General features: G+C 40.2%; 13 protein-coding genes and 1 pseudogene. 1 reads left to right on the top strand and 13 read right to left on the bottom strand.

The genetic code is table 11. From position 1 onward, the window contains the following. Window positions 1-12 precede the first annotated feature (12 nt). Window positions 13-1228: pseudogene (locus tag K429_RS28690) on the top strand (IS256 family transposase). Window positions 1229-1705: 477 nt separating this feature from the next. On the opposite strand, the gene K429_RS0111935 reads toward K429_RS28690, so the two are convergent. The 13 genes from K429_RS0111935 to K429_RS0111875 form a co-directional block, all read right to left on the bottom strand. Then, window positions 1706-2773, bottom strand: coding sequence for a PHP domain-containing protein (locus tag K429_RS0111935; protein ID WP_022210462.1), 1068 nt, complete (start codon window positions 2771-2773; stop codon window positions 1706-1708). Between the two features lie 32 nt (window positions 2774-2805). Continuing rightward, complete coding sequence (locus K429_RS28685) at window positions 2806-4326, bottom strand: ADP-ribosylglycohydrolase family protein (protein WP_044096635.1); 1521 nt, start codon at window positions 4324-4326, stop codon at window positions 2806-2808. A gap of 2 nt (window positions 4327-4328) precedes the next feature. Then, on the bottom strand, window positions 4329-6251 hold the full coding sequence (locus tag K429_RS0111925) for a glycoside hydrolase family 172 protein (protein WP_044096633.1): 1923 nt from the start codon (window positions 6249-6251) through the stop codon (window positions 4329-4331). Window positions 6252-6278: 27 nt separating this feature from the next. Continuing rightward, window positions 6279-7250: a metallophosphoesterase gene (locus tag K429_RS0111920; RefSeq protein ID WP_026367068.1), complete on the bottom strand. Its 972-nt coding sequence runs from the start codon at window positions 7248-7250 to the stop codon at window positions 6279-6281. 19 nt (window positions 7251-7269) lie between these two features. Next, entirely contained in the window at window positions 7270-8469 is a 1200-nt protein-coding gene (locus K429_RS0111915; protein WP_026367067.1) for a glycoside hydrolase family 172 protein, read from the bottom strand. Between the two features lie 10 nt (window positions 8470-8479). Beyond that, the gene (locus tag K429_RS0111910) at window positions 8480-9463 is read right to left on the bottom strand and encodes a family 43 glycosylhydrolase (RefSeq protein ID WP_026367066.1); all 984 of its coding nucleotides are present in this window, start codon (window positions 9461-9463) and stop codon (window positions 8480-8482) included. A 12-nt stretch (window positions 9464-9475) separates the two neighbouring features. Next, window positions 9476-10624: a glycoside hydrolase family 26 protein gene (locus tag K429_RS0111905; RefSeq protein WP_081750873.1), complete on the bottom strand. Its 1149-nt coding sequence runs from the start codon at window positions 10622-10624 to the stop codon at window positions 9476-9478. A gap of 57 nt (window positions 10625-10681) precedes the next feature. Next, on the bottom strand, window positions 10682-12757 hold the full coding sequence (locus tag K429_RS0111900) for a hypothetical protein (RefSeq protein ID WP_026367064.1): 2076 nt from the start codon (window positions 12755-12757) through the stop codon (window positions 10682-10684). 13 nt (window positions 12758-12770) lie between these two features. After that, window positions 12771-13931: a glycoside hydrolase family 172 protein gene (locus tag K429_RS0111895; RefSeq protein WP_022210470.1), complete on the bottom strand. Its 1161-nt coding sequence runs from the start codon at window positions 13929-13931 to the stop codon at window positions 12771-12773. 152 nt (window positions 13932-14083) lie between these two features. After that, window positions 14084-15256, bottom strand: coding sequence for a hypothetical protein (locus K429_RS0111890; protein WP_022210471.1), 1173 nt, complete (start codon window positions 15254-15256; stop codon window positions 14084-14086). Between the two features lie 19 nt (window positions 15257-15275). Then, a complete protein-coding gene (locus K429_RS0111885; RefSeq protein WP_026367063.1) occupies window positions 15276-16979 on the bottom strand; it encodes a RagB/SusD family nutrient uptake outer membrane protein in 1704 nt (567 codons plus the stop codon). A gap of 20 nt (window positions 16980-16999) precedes the next feature. Continuing rightward, a complete protein-coding gene (locus K429_RS0111880; protein WP_022210473.1) occupies window positions 17000-19813 on the bottom strand; it encodes a SusC/RagA family TonB-linked outer membrane protein in 2814 nt (937 codons plus the stop codon). Window positions 19814-19838: 25 nt separating this feature from the next. Then, window positions 19839-21884 (bottom strand): RagB/SusD family nutrient uptake outer membrane protein, encoded by a 2046-nt coding sequence (locus K429_RS0111875; RefSeq protein ID WP_022210474.1) that lies wholly within the window; start codon window positions 21882-21884, stop codon window positions 19839-19841. Window positions 21885-21893 lie beyond the last annotated feature (9 nt).

Here is a 21893-nt window from a genome sequence, read left to right as displayed (position 1 = left end):
CACAGTTTTTTTATGAGTGAAGAATTTGATTTTGAAAGGATCAAGAACAAGGCAATCGAGCAGCTCAAGGCTGGCAAGCCCTTGTTGGGTAAGGACGGAGCTTTTGCCCCGTTATTGGAGAGCATTTTAAATGCAGCCTTAGAAGGTGAGATGGATGCCCATCTTTCCGAGGATGAACGCATGAGTGGCAACCGTCGTAATGGCAAGATGCAGAAGCAGGTGCAAACTTCTATGGGTGAGGTGACCGTTTCTACACCCCCGTGATCGTAATTCCAGCTTCGATCCTCAGTTTATAAAGAAGCGGGAGACCATTCTTGCGGAAGGTGTTGCTGACCGCATAATCGGCCTTTATGCCCTTGGTAATAGTACACGTGAAATAAGCGACTGGATGGAAGAGAATCTTGGTAACCGTGTGTCTGCCGAAACAATCAGTTCCATCACTGACCGGGTACTTCCGGAAATAAAAGCGTGGCGTTCGCGTAGCCTGGACTATATTTATCCGATAGTTTGGATGGATGCCATTCATTATAAAGTCATGGATGAGAGAGGCTGTGCCATTACCCGTGCAATCTACAACGTATTGGCTATAGATAAGGACGGTCGTAAAGATTTGCTTGGGATGTACATCTCTAAGAATGAGGGGGCAAACTTCTGGTTGAATGTGCTGACCGATTTACAGAACCGTGGTGTACACGACATTCTCATAGCTTGTGTCGATGGTCTGAAGGGCTTCCCGGATGCCATCCAAAGCGTATTCCCTGATACCATAGTGCAACTTTGTATCGTCCATCAGATACGTAACTCCATCAAATATGTCGGCAGTAAACACCAGAAGGAGTTTCTTAAAGATCTGAAACGGGTTTACGGTGCAGTCAGCAAGGATGCCGCTGAAACGGAGCTTCTTGATTTAGATCAGAAATGGGGAGAGAAATATCCTATCGTCATCAAGTCGTGGCAGGACAACTGGGAAAAGCTCACTGAATACTTCCAGTTCACATCCGATATACGTCGTATGATTTATACGACGAATACCGTTGAAGGCTACCACCGGCAAATACGGAAAGTTACAAAAAACAAGGGCGTGTTCCCTAATGACACCGCCCTTGAGAAGCTTGTCTACCTCGCTTATCGCAACATACGCAAGAAATGGACTATGCCACTGGCTAATTGGGGCACCATTGCCCAACAACTGGCGATAAAGTTTGGAGATAGATTTAAGTTGTTGTAATTTTACGCTCGTCGGGAGTGCTGGTGCACCCCCTTGGCGCTGGCCGATCCCCGACCGATGAGCTTGAAAGAAAAACAGCGCATGACACAGTTTACTTTACGCCACCGACTAGTCCAATAAACCCTTTAATGGGGTTATTTAGGACTAGTCATATTTCAAGTATATTCATAATATCCCACAACGTTGTAATCATAAGTACTTCTTAACCCAGTACATACGACACAACACACCAATTACAATATAATTCAAAATCAGACGTAATTCTTCAACAACTTCTCCTGATATTTTGAATGTGTGCGATTTATTCTAGTCCCAAATTGGGGATCGAATCTGGAAGTCATCATACAACTACCATTCAATACTGTTTTCTCCTGGTACGAGAGAACGATCAACTCCGATAAACAAATTTATTACTGTCACCTATTGGGGCAATTTTTTCCCATACTATTTCATAATGAATCAGTTTCCTATCAACTCTTATTTTAAAGGTAAACTAATCTCCAATTTGGAGTCCTTGCCCGTATAGCAATTTCCAACTATTATTTTTCCTTCTTTCGGCAACTGCAAACGTATAGTTTTGTTGGCAGGCAAATTATATTGGAAATTATTTATCAAAAGGATATAATTCAAATCGGAAGTATTACATAGTTCCGTATAGCCACTATTGTTTTCTATCATCCTGAGATGTACAGATGCTAAGAAAAGTCTTCTAAGAATATCCTCTTTCCCCGCTAACACGCCATTGAATAATATAGCTGTACGTCTAGCAAACAAAGCTTCCTTTACTCCTTCTTCAGATCGTTCAGAAGAAAAAACCAATGTTATGGGACGTGCTAATTTTTCTCCACCATAAGTTTCAGTAACTAAATTATGAATATCAGAATTACCCATATAAGCCAAATTATATTTATTAGCATAATCAAATGCAATGGGATAATACTCTAGAAAATTGAAGCATTCAACTCCATCTATAACTTTATCTTTCAAAAGTTGTTCATGAATTGAATATAAAGTACTCTTATCATCGGGCCATCCCGGATGATTCCACATAATGAATGCCCCTTGCTTTTTAGCTTCACGCAAAGCATCCACAGGATCTTCTTGATCAAGTTTATTAGCATCATTTATGAATAAAGCATTAAGATGTCCTATGGGTTTTTCTCGTGTAACCTCTGCACCTTTGATAACAATGAACCCCAAATAATCAGCATGAGCCTTAGCTATTTTATAACTTTCATTCAAATCACCTATAACCATATCTTTAAAAGGACGATATTCAATATGGTCTGTAATAGCTATAGCATCCAACCCTTGTTGCCACGCCTCATTGACTCGCATGTCCGGCCATACTCTCCCATCAGAAAAAACCGTATGAATGTGAAAGTCACATTTCAACACTTCATATCCATCGAAGCCTGGAATATTAATATTTTCACGAATATTTTCTTTCCCCATTTCAGGTAACTTATAAACATCAGCATTTCTTAATTGTCCGAAAACTAATATTGGAAACACTAGCAGTAAACTAAAACAAAACTTTTTCATACTCTATCTTAATTTATTATTAAACATTCTTTCTAAAAAATCGTGTAGTCCCACGAATATATTTCATAATCCGGGTGAGGATTATCGATTATCATTTTTACCTTATATTTTCCATATGGCAAGTCATACTTCCAAAAAAAATCATGCTTACGAAGCTTATAGGAAGTAGGAAGAACACAGCGCTCTACTTCTTTATCATTTATACAAAATGTTACATTAAAGACATAGTCATTTAAATCTTTGTTTATTTTCGTAGCTTCACCACGCCAAGCAAACCCAGTACCTTCAAATTCAAAAGAAACTTCTTTATCAACAAGCCTCCAGAATGATTCTTTCTTTTTAGGAATCAGATTGGGGTAACTTTGTTCAAAGCGTACTTCCTTAAGATTTTGGAGTAAGATTTCAACACTATCTTCCTTTATAATTCCACCATTACGTTCAATCATCAACAAAGCATGTTTAAAACTAATTTCATAAGTCTTTTCTAAAGACATATTCGTATATTTAAAGTTTAATTGTTCCGCCTGAGAAAGGCTACTCTTCCAATATGTAGGAATTTTATCATATCCTATCATTGTTGCCAATACTCCGCCGGCCGTCGATGGATTACAATCTGAATCTTGCCCTGCCCGGGTACTTATTTCAAGCGTTCGAGTGAAATCTCCATTACCATATAATAAGCCCATAACCACATAAGCAGCATTTAATTTTGCATCAATATTGAAAGGTACAAATACACCTTCCGGACAAGCCTTATCTTCCGACCACTTCTTTTGTATCTCAAACCAAGTCTGATGCCAATCTTCCGGATATTCTTTATGCCATCTTATAACATCAGCTATACACTGGTAAAAAGTACTTTGCTGAGGTATAGTTTTCAAAGCTTCCGTTACAATCTCATAAATATTATCATAAACAAAAGCCAAACTATACATTGCCCCTACATATACACCACCATACCAACCATCACCATAACACATTATATGTCCTATTTTGTCACTAATATCAGAAGCTACATTAGGCATTGCAGGAGACATTAACCCCGCAAAATCCGCTTCGATTTGATAGTCAATATCATCGGCATGGGGATTATTCTTCCAATATCCAGATTTAGGAGGAAGTACTCCATTTAGTATATTATAACGAGCCGCTTGGTTAGCATGCCATAACATATAGTCAGCATTAGCGAAAGCATAAGCAAATGAGTCAACTGGTGCATCAAAACCTAGACGCTCAAATACTTCCACAAATGTAAGATCCATATAAAGATCATCATATAAGTCAGGCCATGAAAGCATTGTATTCTTTATTTGATTATCATTCCAAGGCAACGGCTGATAATCTTGAATAAAAGTGCCATTGAATTTGAATTCAGTTACTCCTCCAAAAGTTACTCCAATTGTTTGACCTGCCCAGCCACCCTTAATCTTATTCTCTAAATCAGCCTTACTTAAATGCAAATATTTCCTTTCTACATCAGAAGAAGTAGAATTACACGAACAAAATATTACGAGCAACAAAATAAATTCCAAATATAATCGTATCATCTTCATTATTAGTCTTTCTCTTTTTCAAAAATAAGATAATCAATTTTCACTATAGTATTATCCATCTTCTTTTTTCGTACGGTCAGAGTTTTAACCTGTTCGGATATTTCAATTTCTCCAGCAAAAGAAGTCGACTGAAGGTCCTTATTGCTTACAATCCATTCTGAAACCTGATTTGTCCGTTGCCATATAGAGAAGGGCTTATTTTCTTCTAAACCTGTATGAACAACATATACTTTATATTTACCATTATCCATTCCTGTAAGATCGAATTGTACCATAGGTACAGCCTCAAAATCAATATTGGTAGTCCAATGTTCTTCTCGTTTTGATGAAATAATCATTGAACTTCCATCAAATGAAGCCTGAGTGAACCAATAAAGCCGCATAGTCATATCTTGAGCCAAAAGAATATCTCTACGTTGCACTTCGTCAGTAACATCAAATAGATGCTTGTTCTCAAACTGTGGGCTATCTGAATAGAACAACCCAACAGAAGTATAATCCACATTCAATTTATTACCCTCAGGACCATGTTCGATAGTTAACACATAGGATGAATCGAAATTAACCTTATCTGATAAATAAAAACGATATCCACCCGTACGTGCCGTTTTCAAATCATATAATAAAGCCCCATGTATAGGCAAACTTACTCCTCTGTCCCAACGATCCATCACAGCGTACCAGCCACCATTAAAATAATCCTCAGAGCCTGTTCCATGTATGCGCATTTCTCCATCAATCAGAGAACAATCATCACTTTCCCAGTATTCAGTCATTCCTTCATTCAACCCTTGAGCAATAAGAATTGTACCTATGTAATGACCTTTTCCAAGCACATTGGCAATTGTAAAGGGAGAACCTACCGGAGGCAAATATTCCCTACGCGCCTGAGCATACAGTTTCCCTTCCCTTTTCCTATCACGCTTTTCTTCTATAAAATAAACTCTCCCTGAAATCGTAATTTCCCCTCCGGTACCATTATCTTTATATTCTACAGACAACTTCGCCTTGTTATCAAATGGCATCGGTAAATAAGAATAACACATAGATAAAGTTGATCCAAGCAAAATAGAACTCATGGATGGCTTTCCTGACACATATCCAAAAAAGCTATTGAAAGGTACATCTATTGCAGCCCTTACTTCATCATCCCAATTGGCTTTCAATAGCAGTTTTTCACTTTTTCTTTGCAAATCATATCCACCATCTAATTCTATTCCTACTATCCTACCACCATTTTGAAGTTCAAAGATTTCCCCTTCCTCTCCTTCTTTAATCGTTACATTTATTTGCTGTATGCTTACTTTATCACCATATACAGAAAGAGGGAGACAATTCCAAATTTTATCTATTTCAGGTAATAGCAACGTATTATCAAAATAGCTCCATGAAAAGCTTTTGACCTTTTCTTTACCAGACAATTCTCTGTATTGTATTTGGTGAAACTTCAAATCATTCCCTTTATATACAATTTTAATTGATTTTGCATAGGGTATAGGCATATAACAATAATATCCTCCTATTTCATTTCCACATAATGGGGCAATAAAAGGATAAACATTTCCGGAAAAAAGATCTATAAAAGGAATATTTATCCTCGGTTGTTGTTCTCCATCAAAATAAAACTGAATAGTATCTTTAGTAGGAGTAGGAGTCCATATCCGGTTAATAACCCCTGCCCCTTTGATGTCAGCCACCACTAAATCATTCCCTTCTTTACGAATGTAAGAGTACCTGCCAGAAAACCCATCATCATTGCCACCAGTACGATCATAACTGGATAATTGATATATGTTGCCTGTACGATATTCAGGCAATCGAGAAATATCTGAGAGATTCTGCAATTCCCATTTATAAAAATCAATTTGAGAAAAAACTTGGATATCAAATAACAACAAGATAGCAAGTAATTTGATTCTTTTCATAATATATTTAATTAATGATATATGTTTTTAGTTGAAGGATACATCTTCAAAAGAAAACTGATGCTCTTTATCCAATTTATACTCACGTAAATAAGGAGAATATGTTTTCACATCTATCTGTTTTTCCTTTACATTAATATCTATAATACGTAAAAAACCGTTTTTCCCCCTAATAGCTCCTTCCACACCATCTTGATAATTAGCTAACATTTGATATACCTTATTACCATGTATTCCAGTGCTAACTAAGGTACCAGTTCCATCATTTAAAACATGACCACTAAATACGAATAAAATATTAGGACACTTTTTTATTAGCTTATCCCATATCTGCTCTCCATTGTTCACTGTATTTTCTCCCGTATCTTTCCCAATTCCATATTCTTGGGGTAGCCAACAATCATTAGTTCCCATACGAGTATCATCTGAATACATATAAGCATGGGTATTTATAATTACTTTATAAGTAGGGTGAGAGTCTATAACCTTTCCCGCCCAATCTAAAACCATGTTACGAGGACCAAATTCCAAACAAAGAACTAACCATTCTAATCCACCTGCTTTAAATGAATACCATACATTATCCATTTTCCCTTCCTCGAATGCTCCACCAAAATGCCTCATCTGACTATGTTTTATATACGGAAAGTATTCATTAAACAATTTAGAATCTCTTTTATCAGAATTGTTTCCTAAATCATGATTGCCCATTACAAAGGCATATGGTACTTGATTGTCCAATATGTTCATTCCAGATGCTGCAACTTTCCACTGTTCATCAATATTATTTTCAGTCATATCTCCTTGTTGCAAGACAAATGTAATACTATCTGCATGTTCTTTAATCCATCTAGTTTGGCATTCTAAGATCTCAGGATAAAGTCGCGTATAGGTCTGTATATCCGGCATTAAAACAAATCTTATGTTTTTTTGCCCAGTACAACCGGTCACTATAATTATAGTGACTAGCAGAATTATTGAGTTTGTCAGGTATTTCATATGTTTTAATAGTCCTTTGTTATGTATTAGGCTTTTCATTCACCTCATTTCCCCACAATTTTGATCCATTTCCTGAATTCTTTCTCCATTCATGTCTCCAACGGTGCATATCCTGATCCCGAATAAATTCCTTAGGAGTTCTGTCAGCTTTAGGTGGGGCAGGAGGAAGAATACCAGCTTCAGACTGATACCAATAAGCAACACTACTTATATCCAACGTTAGATTGTTATTATGCCCATGTTCAATAGTTCCCTTCAGTGATTTTTCAAAATATATGGGATCGGAGATAAAGAAACGATATACATGGGTTCTTCCCAACCAACCATTATCATTATTTACTCTTGCATAACCGTAATAAGGATGAGTAAAGATAGTTTTAGGGCACCATGAAGTATTAAAAAAGTCTTCTGTCCCTGTTCCTAATAATGATGCTTTTTCTTCACCATCTATAAATATCATGTCATCACCTTCACCATACCACATGGGTGAAGGAGAATGGACATAATAGTTAATTCCAACAAACTGTCCTTCACCTTTAATATCTGCAAACAAATAGTTATCAGCACCATCTACATTATTAGTTTGTGGTCCCACCAACCCCCATTCAGTTTCACCTTCTGGTAATGCATCTGTTAATTCATGGTTATACCATGCATGAAAACGCCCTAAATCATTCGGCAGTTTTTTCATTTCCACATAATCTATATAAAAATAAAGGCGAGAAATTGTTTCATCACTTTGATTCTCTATTTCCAAACGAGCACCATTGGCAAAAGGCATCTGGAAATAAGAAACAAGCCCCGTTCCTCCTTGAGGACCTACAGCCAATGGAAGAGAAGCAAACTCATAATATTCATCCCAACCATTACCGAAAAAGGCAGCTAGAGGTGCTTCTACAGAAGGATATGATTTACCATCCCAATAAATTCTAAATACAAGATTATTTCTCATGATATTCATTGGAGAAATAGTAAACCAAATATGATTAATAATGCCTGTACCTGAGATTGCCACACTCCATTTCTCACCAGGCTTTATTGAATCTATCCAATCACCATTATTACTATTTTTATCAGTGCTACTTATTCTACGATTACGAAACCCTTTTTTAATTGCAGCTAGATTCCCAAGTTCTCCTCCAACTTTTTGAGCCTGACAATCAATATTCGTCAACAATAGTCCAATAAAAACCGATATGACTAAAAATAGTTTTTTCATAATATATATGTTAAGGATTTAAACTGTTTGTTTCATTATCTAACCCATCTTTCCAAATAAACGGAGCTATTTTTAACCCGTATGTTCCATCGAACCATCCGGCGCTACTGATGTAGTAGTTCCCTTTTTTATCTTTGATTAATTCAGATGCCCGACAATCATTTATTTCCGCTATCAAGTTAGCCTGTTCAAACTGTAGCGGATCATTACTAATATATACATCCGTATGCCCTCCATCACACAAAAACATATAATATTTATCACCACGTCTCACAACGAAAGGAGACTCGGTAGGTCCTCCGAAAGTTCCTTTTCGGGAATGGACAAAAACTATTTTCCTATCTGACCAATGAAATAAATCTTTACTAACATAAGCTGCAATGACATGATTTCCCCCCATTGGTGTAGAGTTTGCAGTATAGTACATTATCCATTGGTTACCATCCCTAATAATCATCGGATCACGTGCATCAAATCCATCCACAAATAACGGATTTTGCTTATATCTTTCCCAGTTCTTCAAATTTTTGGATATATAAAGATTCATTTGGTATGAATCATGAACATGTGCACCACCTTGCGATCCGGCACACACATACATGTAATATTTCCCCTTATGATGTACACAATAAGGAGCCCAAAGAACCGATTCCTTATATTTCTTAAAATCAGCAGTCAGTGCATGAGGATGAATCTCCCACGGAGTTTGAAATAGGCTATCTGCCGAAATATGAAGTAGATTGAGCCCAGGATCTTTTATATAATCCATTTTTCGGGCATGTGTTATACCGATCACATGCCATTTTTTCTTTTTTTTATCGTAAATGAAAGTATGGTCATTGATACACCATGGATCATCAGTCACCCCCCATGCAGGATTATGTACTTCTTTGAAGTTTCCAACTTCAAAATACTTGTTGGAAGTTTGTAAAGTCTGTGCACACAACATGGTGGTAGCAGAGAATAAAAACACAGCTAATAGTTTCTTTTTCATAACTTTATTGTTTTACTTATTATCATTCAATAGAATAAATGGTTGCCCTAGGAAGGATTTAAACTCTTCCTCTCCGGCATCACCTTGTGTAGGTACACAATATACACCTCCACCATTTCCCCAAAATACAGCATAAGAAAGATATTCGTACATATCAGAAATGGTTTCTAATAAATATTCCATTCGTTTAATGTCTACTTTTTGCGGATTATCCTTTTTAATAAAATATCCCACTTCAGTCAATGCACAAGGTTTCTTCTTCTCATTTGCCAAGGCTCCGACAATACGAATCCTCTTCCGAGCCTCATTCGTCCTTTTTTTATCATATTTGAAGTCTTCATAATCATCAAAACCTAATATATCAACATAATCATCGCCAGGATAACGCAATAGATAGTCCTCACGAGAATCAAATTTTATATCAGGAGAAAAAGCATAAAGCATATTATGGACATTCAGAATATCTCTCAGATAGTGTACTGTAAATCTCCACAAATCCTTGAATTCTTCCGGTTCATTGTAGGCTGCTCCCCACCAAAACCATTCCCCGTCAAATTCATGAAAAGGACGAAATATAAAAGGAATTAATTTACCGTCATCATCACGAAGAGATGATGAAAATTCTGCTACTTTCCGCAAATCCTTTTTATAACGTTCATGATTTTGACCGCCCGGAAGTATTGACTTAAATGACATCATTTTAAGTTCCTCAATCGGCAATTCTTTTGTATAAAATGTTTTTTGTGTATATGGATCATTATAATGCCAGCACATAGTTATAAAGAGACCTTCACGATTTGCAGCAATAATCCTTTCGCGTATTTCATGTTCTCTTATTCTAAACCAAGAGCCTTCTGTATTGTTTACATTGGTTATAAACATAAAATCATAACTTGCAATAGCTGGTAACCTACCAGATAATTTATGAATATGTCCTGTTATCTTTTTTCCTTCCTCCATCCACACACCATCGTGTTGGCCAAGCATTGTTCCTTTGCCCTGTATTTGGTGTATATTATATAACAGAGCAGCCGTTTCATCAGTCATTTGTGTATCAACGGCCTTTTTCTTTACATTTTTAATAGTCCCTCCTGCAAACATAGAAACGCCTACAAAAAGCACTACCATAAAAGAAAATAGTCTTTTTAAAATTATATCCATACTTGTACTATTTTACGATTAACGAATTTGGCATTTTATAAAACCAGAATATAAATATCATTGAAATATCTCCGCCCCATATCTATCTAAAATGCGATTAAAAGCTTCGGAAGCTGCGCCATTTCCCCAATCATAAATAGTAAACTCTCCCATACCTTCTCCAGTAAGTGAAGTGCGTCCTCCGTGCCCATAGTTTTCCATTGTAAAGCCATAATCCTTTTCATTAAAAAATGGCCACACTTTTTCCCATTGTTGCTTTGCTTTTAGATTTTGAGGGCAATACATCATTTCAAAGGATGTTTTCAAAGCACATATTCCTCTCTCTTTATATTCAGGAATATCCAATAGCTTTCCATATTGTAAGATAACTTCAGCAAATAAGCTTCCTCTTGAATCATTCCATTCACCATCAGTATTCATGACTCCAAACCCTCCTAGACCATTTACATATATATACGACGGTTGCCAAGATGCCTGTGTCATTAACATTTCATCTAATACCCTTTGCCCTAGTTTCAAGTAATCAAAACAACCAGTTATACGATAACACTCCAACAAGGCTTCCGCTGTCCAAAACATGGAAAAATTACATTGCTTATACATATTATTTCTCGTTACTTTTTTGCCAACCCATTGAGGAGTACCTATTCTACAACAGGACCAATAAGTCTCAAAATCTTCCCAACGTCCTTCTGTAATAGCTTCTTTAACAGCTTCTATACCTTTTAGAGCTGCAATTTTATATTTTTCTTTCCCTGTCATCTCATACAGTTTGAGTAAGAATGTAACCGATAGAGACGTTTCCGGAGAATCATTCAAATACTCCATAGGTTGCAATTTTTCCAGATCCAACCAGCCTGGAAAATATCCATTCTCATATTGTACCCCCAACAATGCACGTGCATAAGTCTCAGCATAAGCCAACAGGCGTGCATCCTTCTCCAATTCTTCATACCAACGAAGCATCAGCAGTGCAGTCCAACTCATATCCAAAATGTGGAAAGGTGATTGTCTGGCATCCCACGTAAACGGATTCCGATTGGAATTACCCCAAAAATAATGGTCCCAGCCCTTGGAACGATTGCATTTTTTTCCATCCATCTCTACCTCACACATATCGGTACCGATAAGACCGTAGAAAAATCCATCTTTCATCGGAAATGACAATGCCAATTCTTTAGTCAGATTCGCTTTTTCCAACAGCGTTCTGTCAGCAGTCCGTCTAGCATATCTGAACAATCCACTTGCCGAACGCAAAGAACTAAACCAAGCCTGATTCCAAATGGACCTAAACTCCCGTTCATTCACTTCACCCGGATAATTGGGGCTCTGGGTCGTATTTACAATAAATACAGGTGCACCCACTTTCTTTCCATTCAGTGTAAATTCCTGCCAAACACTTTTTTCCCAAGTATTAAACGCCCAGTTATAGGTATATTTTACATAAGGCTCAAAATCTTCAGAAGACAATTTCACCAATCGATCGTGTCCCCATTTGTTCCACATAAACTGCAATGGTAGACGAAATGGATTTGCCAACTCTTGCTTTTCCGTATATTTGATTATATAAAATCCATATTCCACAATACCACCCTCATAAACTGCTCCAGGCTGACGTTCATATAATACATGGTCAGATACCTTGCTTGCAGACATACCCAACGAAAGGATATTATTCTCCGCATCCATATCCATATACCACCTATTTTTACCAGACCTAGACAGTATATCCAAATCAGGTATGATTACGATACCCCGTTGTTGGTCTGTTGCAATAAGCGCAGGCGAACGAAAAACATGCTGGTCAATAATATTATTAACTGTAGGAGTCAAATGAGGTGCCCAGTTGAATTCAGGTTTGAAAGCCGGCTTTATCTGCACCTGCCAATCATCCTGTTTGACTGTATCCTTAAGGTCGAAACGGATATGTACTTTTACTATATTTTCATCCACTTGTGTAACTTCCGATGAGAACTCTGCATCTCCCAACCTATCTATCTCTATCGACTTTATCAATGAGTCACAATCAATGGGAAATTCTTTCAACTTCAAGCCATATTGCTCACGGACACTCGACGATGAACATCCGTATAAAAGGAACAATAGTAAAAATATATAAACTGAATATCTCATAACATTTCACTTTTCAATTTACTTCAAGTTCCTCCCAAGAAACCATTTCCGGGAACTTATTATGGGGCTCTGCTTGATACCAAAATGCAACAGATGCGATGTCTGACTTTTGAGGCAAATAACGACCACCTGCACGCCAGCCCAAATCCTGTATAGTAACTTTCAAATCTTTTTCAAATCGAATAGGATCTGTAATATGCCAGCGATACAATCCAAAACGTTGCTGGGAATTGTAAGTACCGTCCGGTCTGATCACCTGATGCAGACCGGCATAAGGAGTACAGAACTCTTTGTATTGACCTCCCCGGTCAAAATTGTACGAGCCACAGAAATAATCCTCTGTACCCGTGCCACATATTGTAGGGAACTTCTTATCACCATCCATAAAGAACTTGATTTCTCCTTCTCCCCACCATCCATTGTTGTTTACCCCCCATGCAAGGTAAGTACCGACAAAGTGTCCTTTTCCCTTAATGTTGTCAACAATTGTATAGTCTGATGTATGATTGGGATTCGTTCTTCTCCATTGAGCATGGAAGTAGGCCGCATCTTCAGGTACATCCGTCAATGTATAATCAACCTGATAATATAAATTCATTGCTTTCTCTTCATCTATATTCTCAATTGTAATCTTACATTTCTTTCTGAAAGGCATTGTCCAATAGCAGTTGAAAGCACTGCCGGGATTGATACAGACTGCCAAAGAAGAAAGTGGAGCATATATTCCCCAGCCCATACAAAAGAAATCACCGACAGGACATTCCACAGAAGGTTCCTTTTCATCGTCCCAATAAATGCGGATGATGGAGAAGCGCCAGTTTCCGGTAGGGGTCATCCAGATGTGCTGAATGGCACCCGGTCCTTCCATTTCAGCAATGGTAATGGTCTCTTTGGGATTTATGATAATATACGGATTCACTTTCCAGCCTTCACCAAGGTCTCTTGCCGCATATGCCGCATTGGCAATGTTCCGTTTCCCGCGGTCACAGACTTGAGCCATACCGCCTTTACCTTTCTCACCAGTAAAATTTTCGGGACAGATGGAGCGGGTCTTGGCATCAGACAGCCGGAACAGATTGCCCATGTGCACGTCCAGTCCGTCGAACGATTTATTTTGTGCCGATACTCCCCATATAGAGAGGCAACAGATAAGAGTTAAAATGATTCTTTTCATATTCTTTGGTCTATCTCTATTGATTATTTTAATAACAAAACGTTAAAAACAGCAACAGAGATAAAAGATATTCACCTCTGTTGCCACTTTATAATCATTATTTCATATTCTTTTCTTTTTTACAGATTCGACATGAATAAATGTTGCAACGATTAATCTTCAGGAAGCGGATCCATACGGAAGTTGTCAAGGCTGATTCCGGCTGGAAGAGAAGGACCAATCAGACCACTTAATGCCCACTGTCCCATAGGATGTCCAGTATCAAAATCTCCACCTATACCTAAGTCTTTGACTTTGCACTTAACGGTTATCCATTTCCCGTCGGTTGATTCGGGGAAGAAGTTACCAATCCAACACCATGTCCATCCCAAATCGAAGTGACCAGCCCATAAAGAAGCACCAAACGTACCTTCGTCAATTCTCACGTCAAGCTTAATCTCATACTCATTCATTTTTAAATCACCATCAGGACGGTTTCCATGCACATGACAAATAAATAAATCGCCACTGCCTGTATCTTCTGCCGTATAAATATAGGTATTGTTCCAAAAGAAATCATCCTCTGATTGTTCCTCATGAACAGCCACAAATCCGCTTGCCTTTATATCACTTACGCCGTTTGCAGGGTCTTCATGTTCGAAATCAGTAATCATGAAAGTTTCATCCGTAATCGGGTCGCACAATGCGAACGGATTTTGCCAAGGTATCACGATGTCAATTTTTTCATCCAAGTCCATTGTCTCACCATTCTTGAAAATGAGCTGTAGTGACACTACATCTCCTTTCTCGAAATTGTCAGGAATTATAAATTTGATATCATCGTTCGATTTACGTAGCAAATGCTTGTTATCTACCATACGCTTTTCTCCATTAACCATAAAAGCTACGGCATCGACAAACAATAGATCTTTACCTAAAATCGACATCTTAGTATTGATGGCAGCACCTTTCTTGTCGGTGAACAGAAAAGAATTAAACGCCGGTTTGGCGCGACGTATGGTTTGACGGCTGGAAACTTCCTCGCCCTCTCCTCTCACAATCAAGGGTGCTGCTTCTTCCGATACTCCGGCGGGTACAGTAACTTCAAACGAATATTCATCCTTTACGGTAATATCGGTAGCTATAACGCCACTGGGAAAAACCACCTCTTTTACCGATTTTACGTCTGTACCAACCACAGTCAGATTAATCCCTTCCATCACGATTGAGGGATAGAAGTCCACCACAGACAATCTCGCATTCTGCTCTTCGTCGTCATTCGAGCAAGCACAACAGGATACCAATGCCAAAAAGAGAATAGCCAATTTATTTATAATCTGCTTCATAATCTATGCTTTATTTTTATTAGTTCCAACCCGGGTTCTGTCCCAAATACTTGTTCTTGTTATACTCACTAAAAGGAATCGGAAAGAGATAATACTTATCTTCCCAACGTCTTTGCTCCTGCTTGCGTGTCAGGATAATGTCACCTGAAGCGTTCTTCTGCAATTCGGCAATGGAGATTTCACTCAGTTCCGAACCACACTTCCAACGACGTACGTCCCAAAAGCGTTGGTCCTCAAATGCCATCTCCACCATACGCTCGCGTTTGTAGCGTTCGAACCAGTTGGCAGGAGTTCCGTTCCAGTGAGGCATCATCACATCGGCACGATCGCGCAACAGGTTGATAGCATCATTAGCAGAGAAGCCGCCTTCGCCCTTTGCTTCAGCATCGCCATAGTATTGGAACATTGCCTCCGCATAGTTCAGGTAAAACTCACCCAAACGCATCACTACCCAAGCATGAGGAGAAGTGGTGGGGTTGTTCGTTGCCAGACTCACGTTGGGATCGCAATACTTCCGTAGATAGTAGCCTGTCGGAGTGGAGTTATGAATCGGCGCAGCGTTCAATCCACCTATAAAGGTCTCGATAGGATTAGGATTGTAATTCGGCCAAATATCACCGTTCTTCACTACCGTCATAAAAAAGCGGGGATCCAAACCAACGTAGGGGTCTTCTTGTGTGAGGTTAATCACTGTGTTGGAATGACGCTCGCCAAAGGTCTGGTTGCTGCCATCGTTATACTCATAGTTGTCGACCAAAGTTTGGGTAGGACACATACCACCGTTGGCGTTCTCCACACCGATGGGGTAGTTGTACGATTCCCAATAGTTACTGGTACCACGCTTAATGGCCCAAATCATCTCGATGCCGTCACCGTTGCGAGGTCCCCAAATCTTAGAGTACCTGTCCAAACCAATGCCCCACTCTTGCGCACGGAGTAAAACCTCACCATTAGCTCTGACGGCATCCAGCCACCACTCTTTATTATTCTCATTGTTAAACAACGGAGAAGCCTTATAAAGCAATGTACGGGCTTTCAGCGCCAAACACATCATACGGTTTGCACGACCTGTTTCCGGGCTCAACTCATCGGTGAAAGAGATAGGCAGATATTCAACGATGGCATCCAACTCTTCTGCAATCCAATCCATGATGGCAATGGCTGAAGTACGTTCGATTCTATTCGCTTCTTCCACTGTTAACGTTTTCAGCGTGAAAGGCACGTCACCGTAGGCACGGACCAGTTCAAAATAGAAATAAGCACGCAAGAAACGGACCTCATACTCAAACAGCTCGAACTTCTTTTTCATAGCTTCGAAGTCCAGGTTGTTCTTATACTCGTCCAAATTGATTTTATCGCGCTTCTCATGGAAGGTGTTCGCTTCGGCGATAGCCGCATACGAATTGCTCCACGTAAATGAGAAGGGATTGTTAGGATTCCATCCACCGTTGTAGAAACGGTGAACTGAAGAGTAAGACAATGCGCACTCTGCCTCATCGGTGGCAGCCGCCAGCGTAGCCCCTCTACCGCCCTCGTAGTTTTTCTCAAAACCATTGGGTACACGTGCATAAATGTTGTACACCAATTTCTGGATACCATACATAGGGCTTTTATATATCCACTCCTCATCGGCTGTAGTCACCTCAGTATAGTCCAAATTGACACAGCTCACTGTAAATGCGGAGAGTATTACTGCACAAAATATATTTTTAATTCGATTCATATCTGTTTTTTCTTTATCCGTTAAAACTTTACAGAAACTCCTAAGTTAACTCCCATCAAAGTCGGAAAATTGGTACCGATGTTCTCGGGATCCATCGCCTTCAGGTTAGACAAGGTCATCAGGTTCTCTCCTTTGACAAACACTTTGCATTGTGACATCTTCACTTTAGAAATCCAATTTTCGGGCAACATGTAATATACCTCGCAGTTTCTCAGTTTAAAGAAGTTCACATTTTTGTACCAAACATCGTTACCACGGTAGTTGTTAAGGTTGGTGCGTGAAGTCAGACGCGGATAAACCGGGGTCTCGCTTCTATCCCAGCAGTTGTTATAATACTCTTTAGAAAGGTTGGCACCGTCGATAATCGGAGTCCATACACCCACCGTACCTAAGTATGCGGTATACATACCTGCACCCTGAAACATGGCGTTCATACCAAAGTTCTTGTAGCGGAAACCCAGATTCAATGAAAAGTTCAGTTCCGGCACGCTGGTATCGTACCCCATTTTCACCACGTCGTTTTCATCGATGACGTTATCGCCGTTCTGATCCTTATACTTGAAGTCACCCGGACGGCAATTATCGAAGTTCTGTTGCGGTGAAGCGGTGATATCTGCTTCATCCTTGAAAAAACCGACTACTTCCAGCCCCCACGCCTGGCTTACACGTCCACCGATAGCTGACAAATAGTCATAAGCCACGTTCTCAATGTTACGTTTCTGCTTATTACGTCCCCAAGTCAGATTAGAACCCAAGTTAAAAGAGAGATCTTTGTTCATCTGCTTAACCCAATTCACACCCAGTTCAACACCGTAGCTAGCTACGCGTCCCCAGTTTACGTAAGCGGAAGGCCTACCGAATACAGCTGAATTCAAACCGTCACCCGACAATAGGATATCGTCACGCAATTGATAATAAACATCAAAGTTCACATCCACCTGTTTGAACAAGCGCAGGTCAGCCCCCCAATTGAATTTATAGGCCGTTTCCAAGTTAAAGCGTTTGGTAGGCTGGTAACCGAGAAACGTACCCCACTGCCATGAACCGTCACCTAGGCCTGTCAGATAACTACCTGCACTTCCATTGTAGTTCTCTAGCCACAATCCCTGAATAGGCACATAGTCGGTGTGCTGAATACCGGCTGAGAAACGCAATTTACCGAAGTTTAATATTCGGTTGTCCTCCTTGTTGGCAAATACATAACCCAAAGACAAAGTGGGAGAAAACGACCACTTCTCCGGATAGGAGCGGTTAGAACCATTCATCGCCAATACCAAGTCGGCTACATACTTCTGCTGCAAATCGTAGTGCAGGTAAGCCATCACATTCATCCGGTTGAAAGTCATATACTGGTCGTTATAGGTGGAGTTCTTTTGGTGCCATATCAATGAGGCAGAGAAATTATCATCGTCACGGAACGAAGTATGATAGTCAGTCGAAACTTCCAAGAAAGAAGAACGGTTGTGCTGGTTGGTCCAATGATCGAAGGTCAAGTTGTTGGTTTTGTCACCGGCAGAGTAGTTTATTAGCTCGGTCGGATGCCCGGCCTCGTCGAAGCGATAACGCTCGTAACCATACATAAAACCCAACGCGTTGGTCTCATAAATCTGAGAGAAGTTATTGTAACCCAAACGTGCCGACACACTCAGTCCCTTCGTGATGAAGTCCAGGTTCTGAATAAGCGAGAAGTCACCTTGGAAAGAACGGGAGTGGCTCTTCGTAAAGCCGGAAGCCCGAACCTGTGCGACCACGTTGTTAGCGCCATAGGTAGTGTTACCACCCCAAATCCCTGCCAATTTACCTTCCGGGTCGTTCATTACCGGAAATGCGGAAGCCGGAGTACGATAAAGCAGGTCGGTCAAACCGTTTTCGGTCACACCGTAAGGACGTTTGGTCTCTACGAAACTACCCACCGCATTCAAAACGAACTTGGTTGTCGGAGTAAACTGCACGTCCAAGTTGGTACGGATATTGGCTTTAGAGAATCTCATCTGTGAAGAGTATTGCTCTTGATCTGTTTTATCCAACAAACCACGGCTATCAGTATAATCCAACATAGAGAAATATTTCAACTTCTGGTTACCGCCCTTCATGGATAGGTTGAATTGGTCTTCCGAACCGTAGTTTTTGAATACCTCTTTCTTCCAGTCAACGTTCGGATAGTAGTAGGGATGAGTACCGTCAGCAAAAGCCTGCAACTCATAATCGTTGTACATCGGTGCCAAACCGTCGTTGACACGCGCTTGGTTCAAAGCATTAGCGTAGGTAGGAGCATCTACAAAATTAGCCACTTTTGGATTGAACGTGAACTTATGATCGTAAGATACAGAAATCTGACGTCCCTCCACACCACGCTTGGTCTTCACCAAGATAGCACCGTTCACGCCCTGATAGCCTAAAAGAGCCACAGCGGCAGCATCCTTCAATACCGTAACCGATTCTACCTCGTCAACAGTCAAATATTCGATAGAACGCTCGATGCCGTCTACCAGCACCAATACACCATTCTCCGTCGTAGTCTGCTGACCACGAATGTTGAATACTGCTCCGGAGCTGTAGTCACTGACCGTTCCGCCTGGACGCAACACCGTAAGTCCCAACAATTTTCCATAAAGAGCCTCTTTCAAAGAAATAGCGGCCGTTTTTTGCAACTCATCGCCACTAACCACCTCCACGGAAGCGGTAGTCAACATCTGACTCTGCTCAACACCCATTCCTAAATCAACCTTATCGGACTGGTAGTCTATAAGCGAACTTTGCGCCGACAAGTTTAAAGTGAGCATAGACGATACCAAAGCTATGCCCCACTTTAGTGTTTTATGTTTTCTATTCATTGTTTGCTATTTTAGAATTAAGATTTTAATACCATCCCGGGTTTTGTGTCAAACCATAGTTCTTATTAATTTCATCAGGTGGCAGCGGAACGAGCAACCACTTATTGGACCAGCGTTCGGGGTGTTCCCAAACAAAACGTGGGTTTGCAGTCATTCCCGTAGGTGATTCTATCTTTGACTCCTTTCCATCTTTTATTATAGTATAACCTACAGCTGTAGCATCTCCTTCATTCAGGTCATATGGCACATATAAGAATTTAGTCGGGAAAGGATCGCCGCTATCTTTCGTCCATTTCTCCAATACCAAATCATTATCATCATCCAAACGATAGATGTGGATTCCATGCAGATGTTTCTTAAAGTCTTTTTCCATGACACGACGATTCATGTCGTGTAAACGGGTTTCATACTCAAATCCTAATTCACAAGCACGTTCACGCATGATTTCTTTTATTAAGTTCTCCTTATTGGTAGTCAAGCTCAATTCGGGGTTCATTACTTCGAGTTTACCTAAACCTACACGGGCTCTTACCTTGTTGATTTGCTCCAATGCCTTTACGTTGTTACCAGTCTCTGCCAATGCCTCAGCGTAAATCAGATAGAGCTCGGCCAAACGAATATAAGAGGTTTGGAAAGGCTCTTTATCAATAGTACCTTTACCACCTTGAATAGCATCACCCAAATCCAATACAAATTTATAAGTAGGTAATCCCCAAGGCTTACAATTATATCTTCCACCGGAAGTCAAGAACTCACCACCTTCCCACAACTGTATGGGGTTATCCTCACCATAAATCTGATGTTTATAGTCACGCTTTTGTACGACGATAGATTCATACAAACGGGGGTCACGTTTTTCGAAGATATCCTTCTGCGCGGGTCTTTGATTGTAATATTTCTGTCCATCGTAGTTCTTACCATCAGCCCACGGGAACATTTCCATCCACTCCAAGGTAGGAGCGATACCACCATCATGCCAGAAACCGCCAGGTTGGTTATCCCACTCCAACATATATACACGGTCATGTACTTCAAGCAGAGACTCTCTGTTACCACGGGCACGGTATGCCTTGCGGAAAGCAGCACGATAGCCAGCTTCATCGGGAGTAGTTGCCTCTTCCAACTGGTAATAGTTACCGTTGGCGGAGTTCATCCGGAAGAACTCTTCACACGCATCTACCACAGCTTCCCAACGCTTCACGTCGTAATTACCATACCACACCTGAAGGGCGTTAACAGCCTCCTGGGGCTCTTCAACACAATACGGAGTATCGCTATTGAAGATGGGACTTGCCACATAGTTCAACAATTTTGCCTTAATACCCAATGCCGAAGCTTTGGTAACACGTCCTGCCCAAGTAGCCAATTCTGAAGTGGGAATGTTCCACGGCAATTCAGGTTCGGCAATGGCTTCATCCAGCAAACGAACAACAAATGTTACGGTTTCCTCAATGGTAGAGCGCGGTTTCTCCAAGACTTCGTCTGCGGCGAGTGCATGATCAACGATAGGCAGACCACCAAAATTGTGAATACCGTCAAAATATTTACTTGCCATAATCACTTTCGCCTCGGCTTTGTAACGTGCCTTTTCCGCATCGGTCATATCGGGCACGCGGTCGACATTATCCAACAGCAAGCAACAGTCGCGTATGCCGGTCCAAATGCAACGAAAAGCTGTATTACTCATATTCTCCATCCCCCCCGATGTAATGTAAGCCGCACGGGCAACCAACCAGCCCGGGTTAGCGTTAGAGGCAGACAAAACACCTGTATAATGGAAACGCCCCATAGAGTCCCATCCCTCTTCAGAGTGCATGATATCGGACAAGGTTTCAAATTGTCCATTACCTGCATAACAATTCTTAAACGGAGTAAAAAGTCCCTCGTAGCACTGCCATAACAAATAATCGGTATATACCTTCTTGGAGAAAATAACATCTTCGTTCACGTCTTCTCCCGGAGCCTTCTCCAGAAACGCATTTCCGAACTTAATCTCGTCCACACAAGCTACACCCACGAAAGAGATGATCGTCAGCAGCAGTATGGATTTTATTGAATTTCTTTTTTTCATATACAATTA

Source organism: Bacteroides sp. 14(A), assembly GCF_000526555.1.
In the GTDB taxonomy this organism is placed as follows: domain Bacteria; phylum Bacteroidota; class Bacteroidia; order Bacteroidales; family Bacteroidaceae; genus Bacteroides; species Bacteroides cellulosilyticus.
Note: the sequence above shows the minus strand (reverse complement) of the source record. Positions and strands in the feature narration are given on the sequence as shown.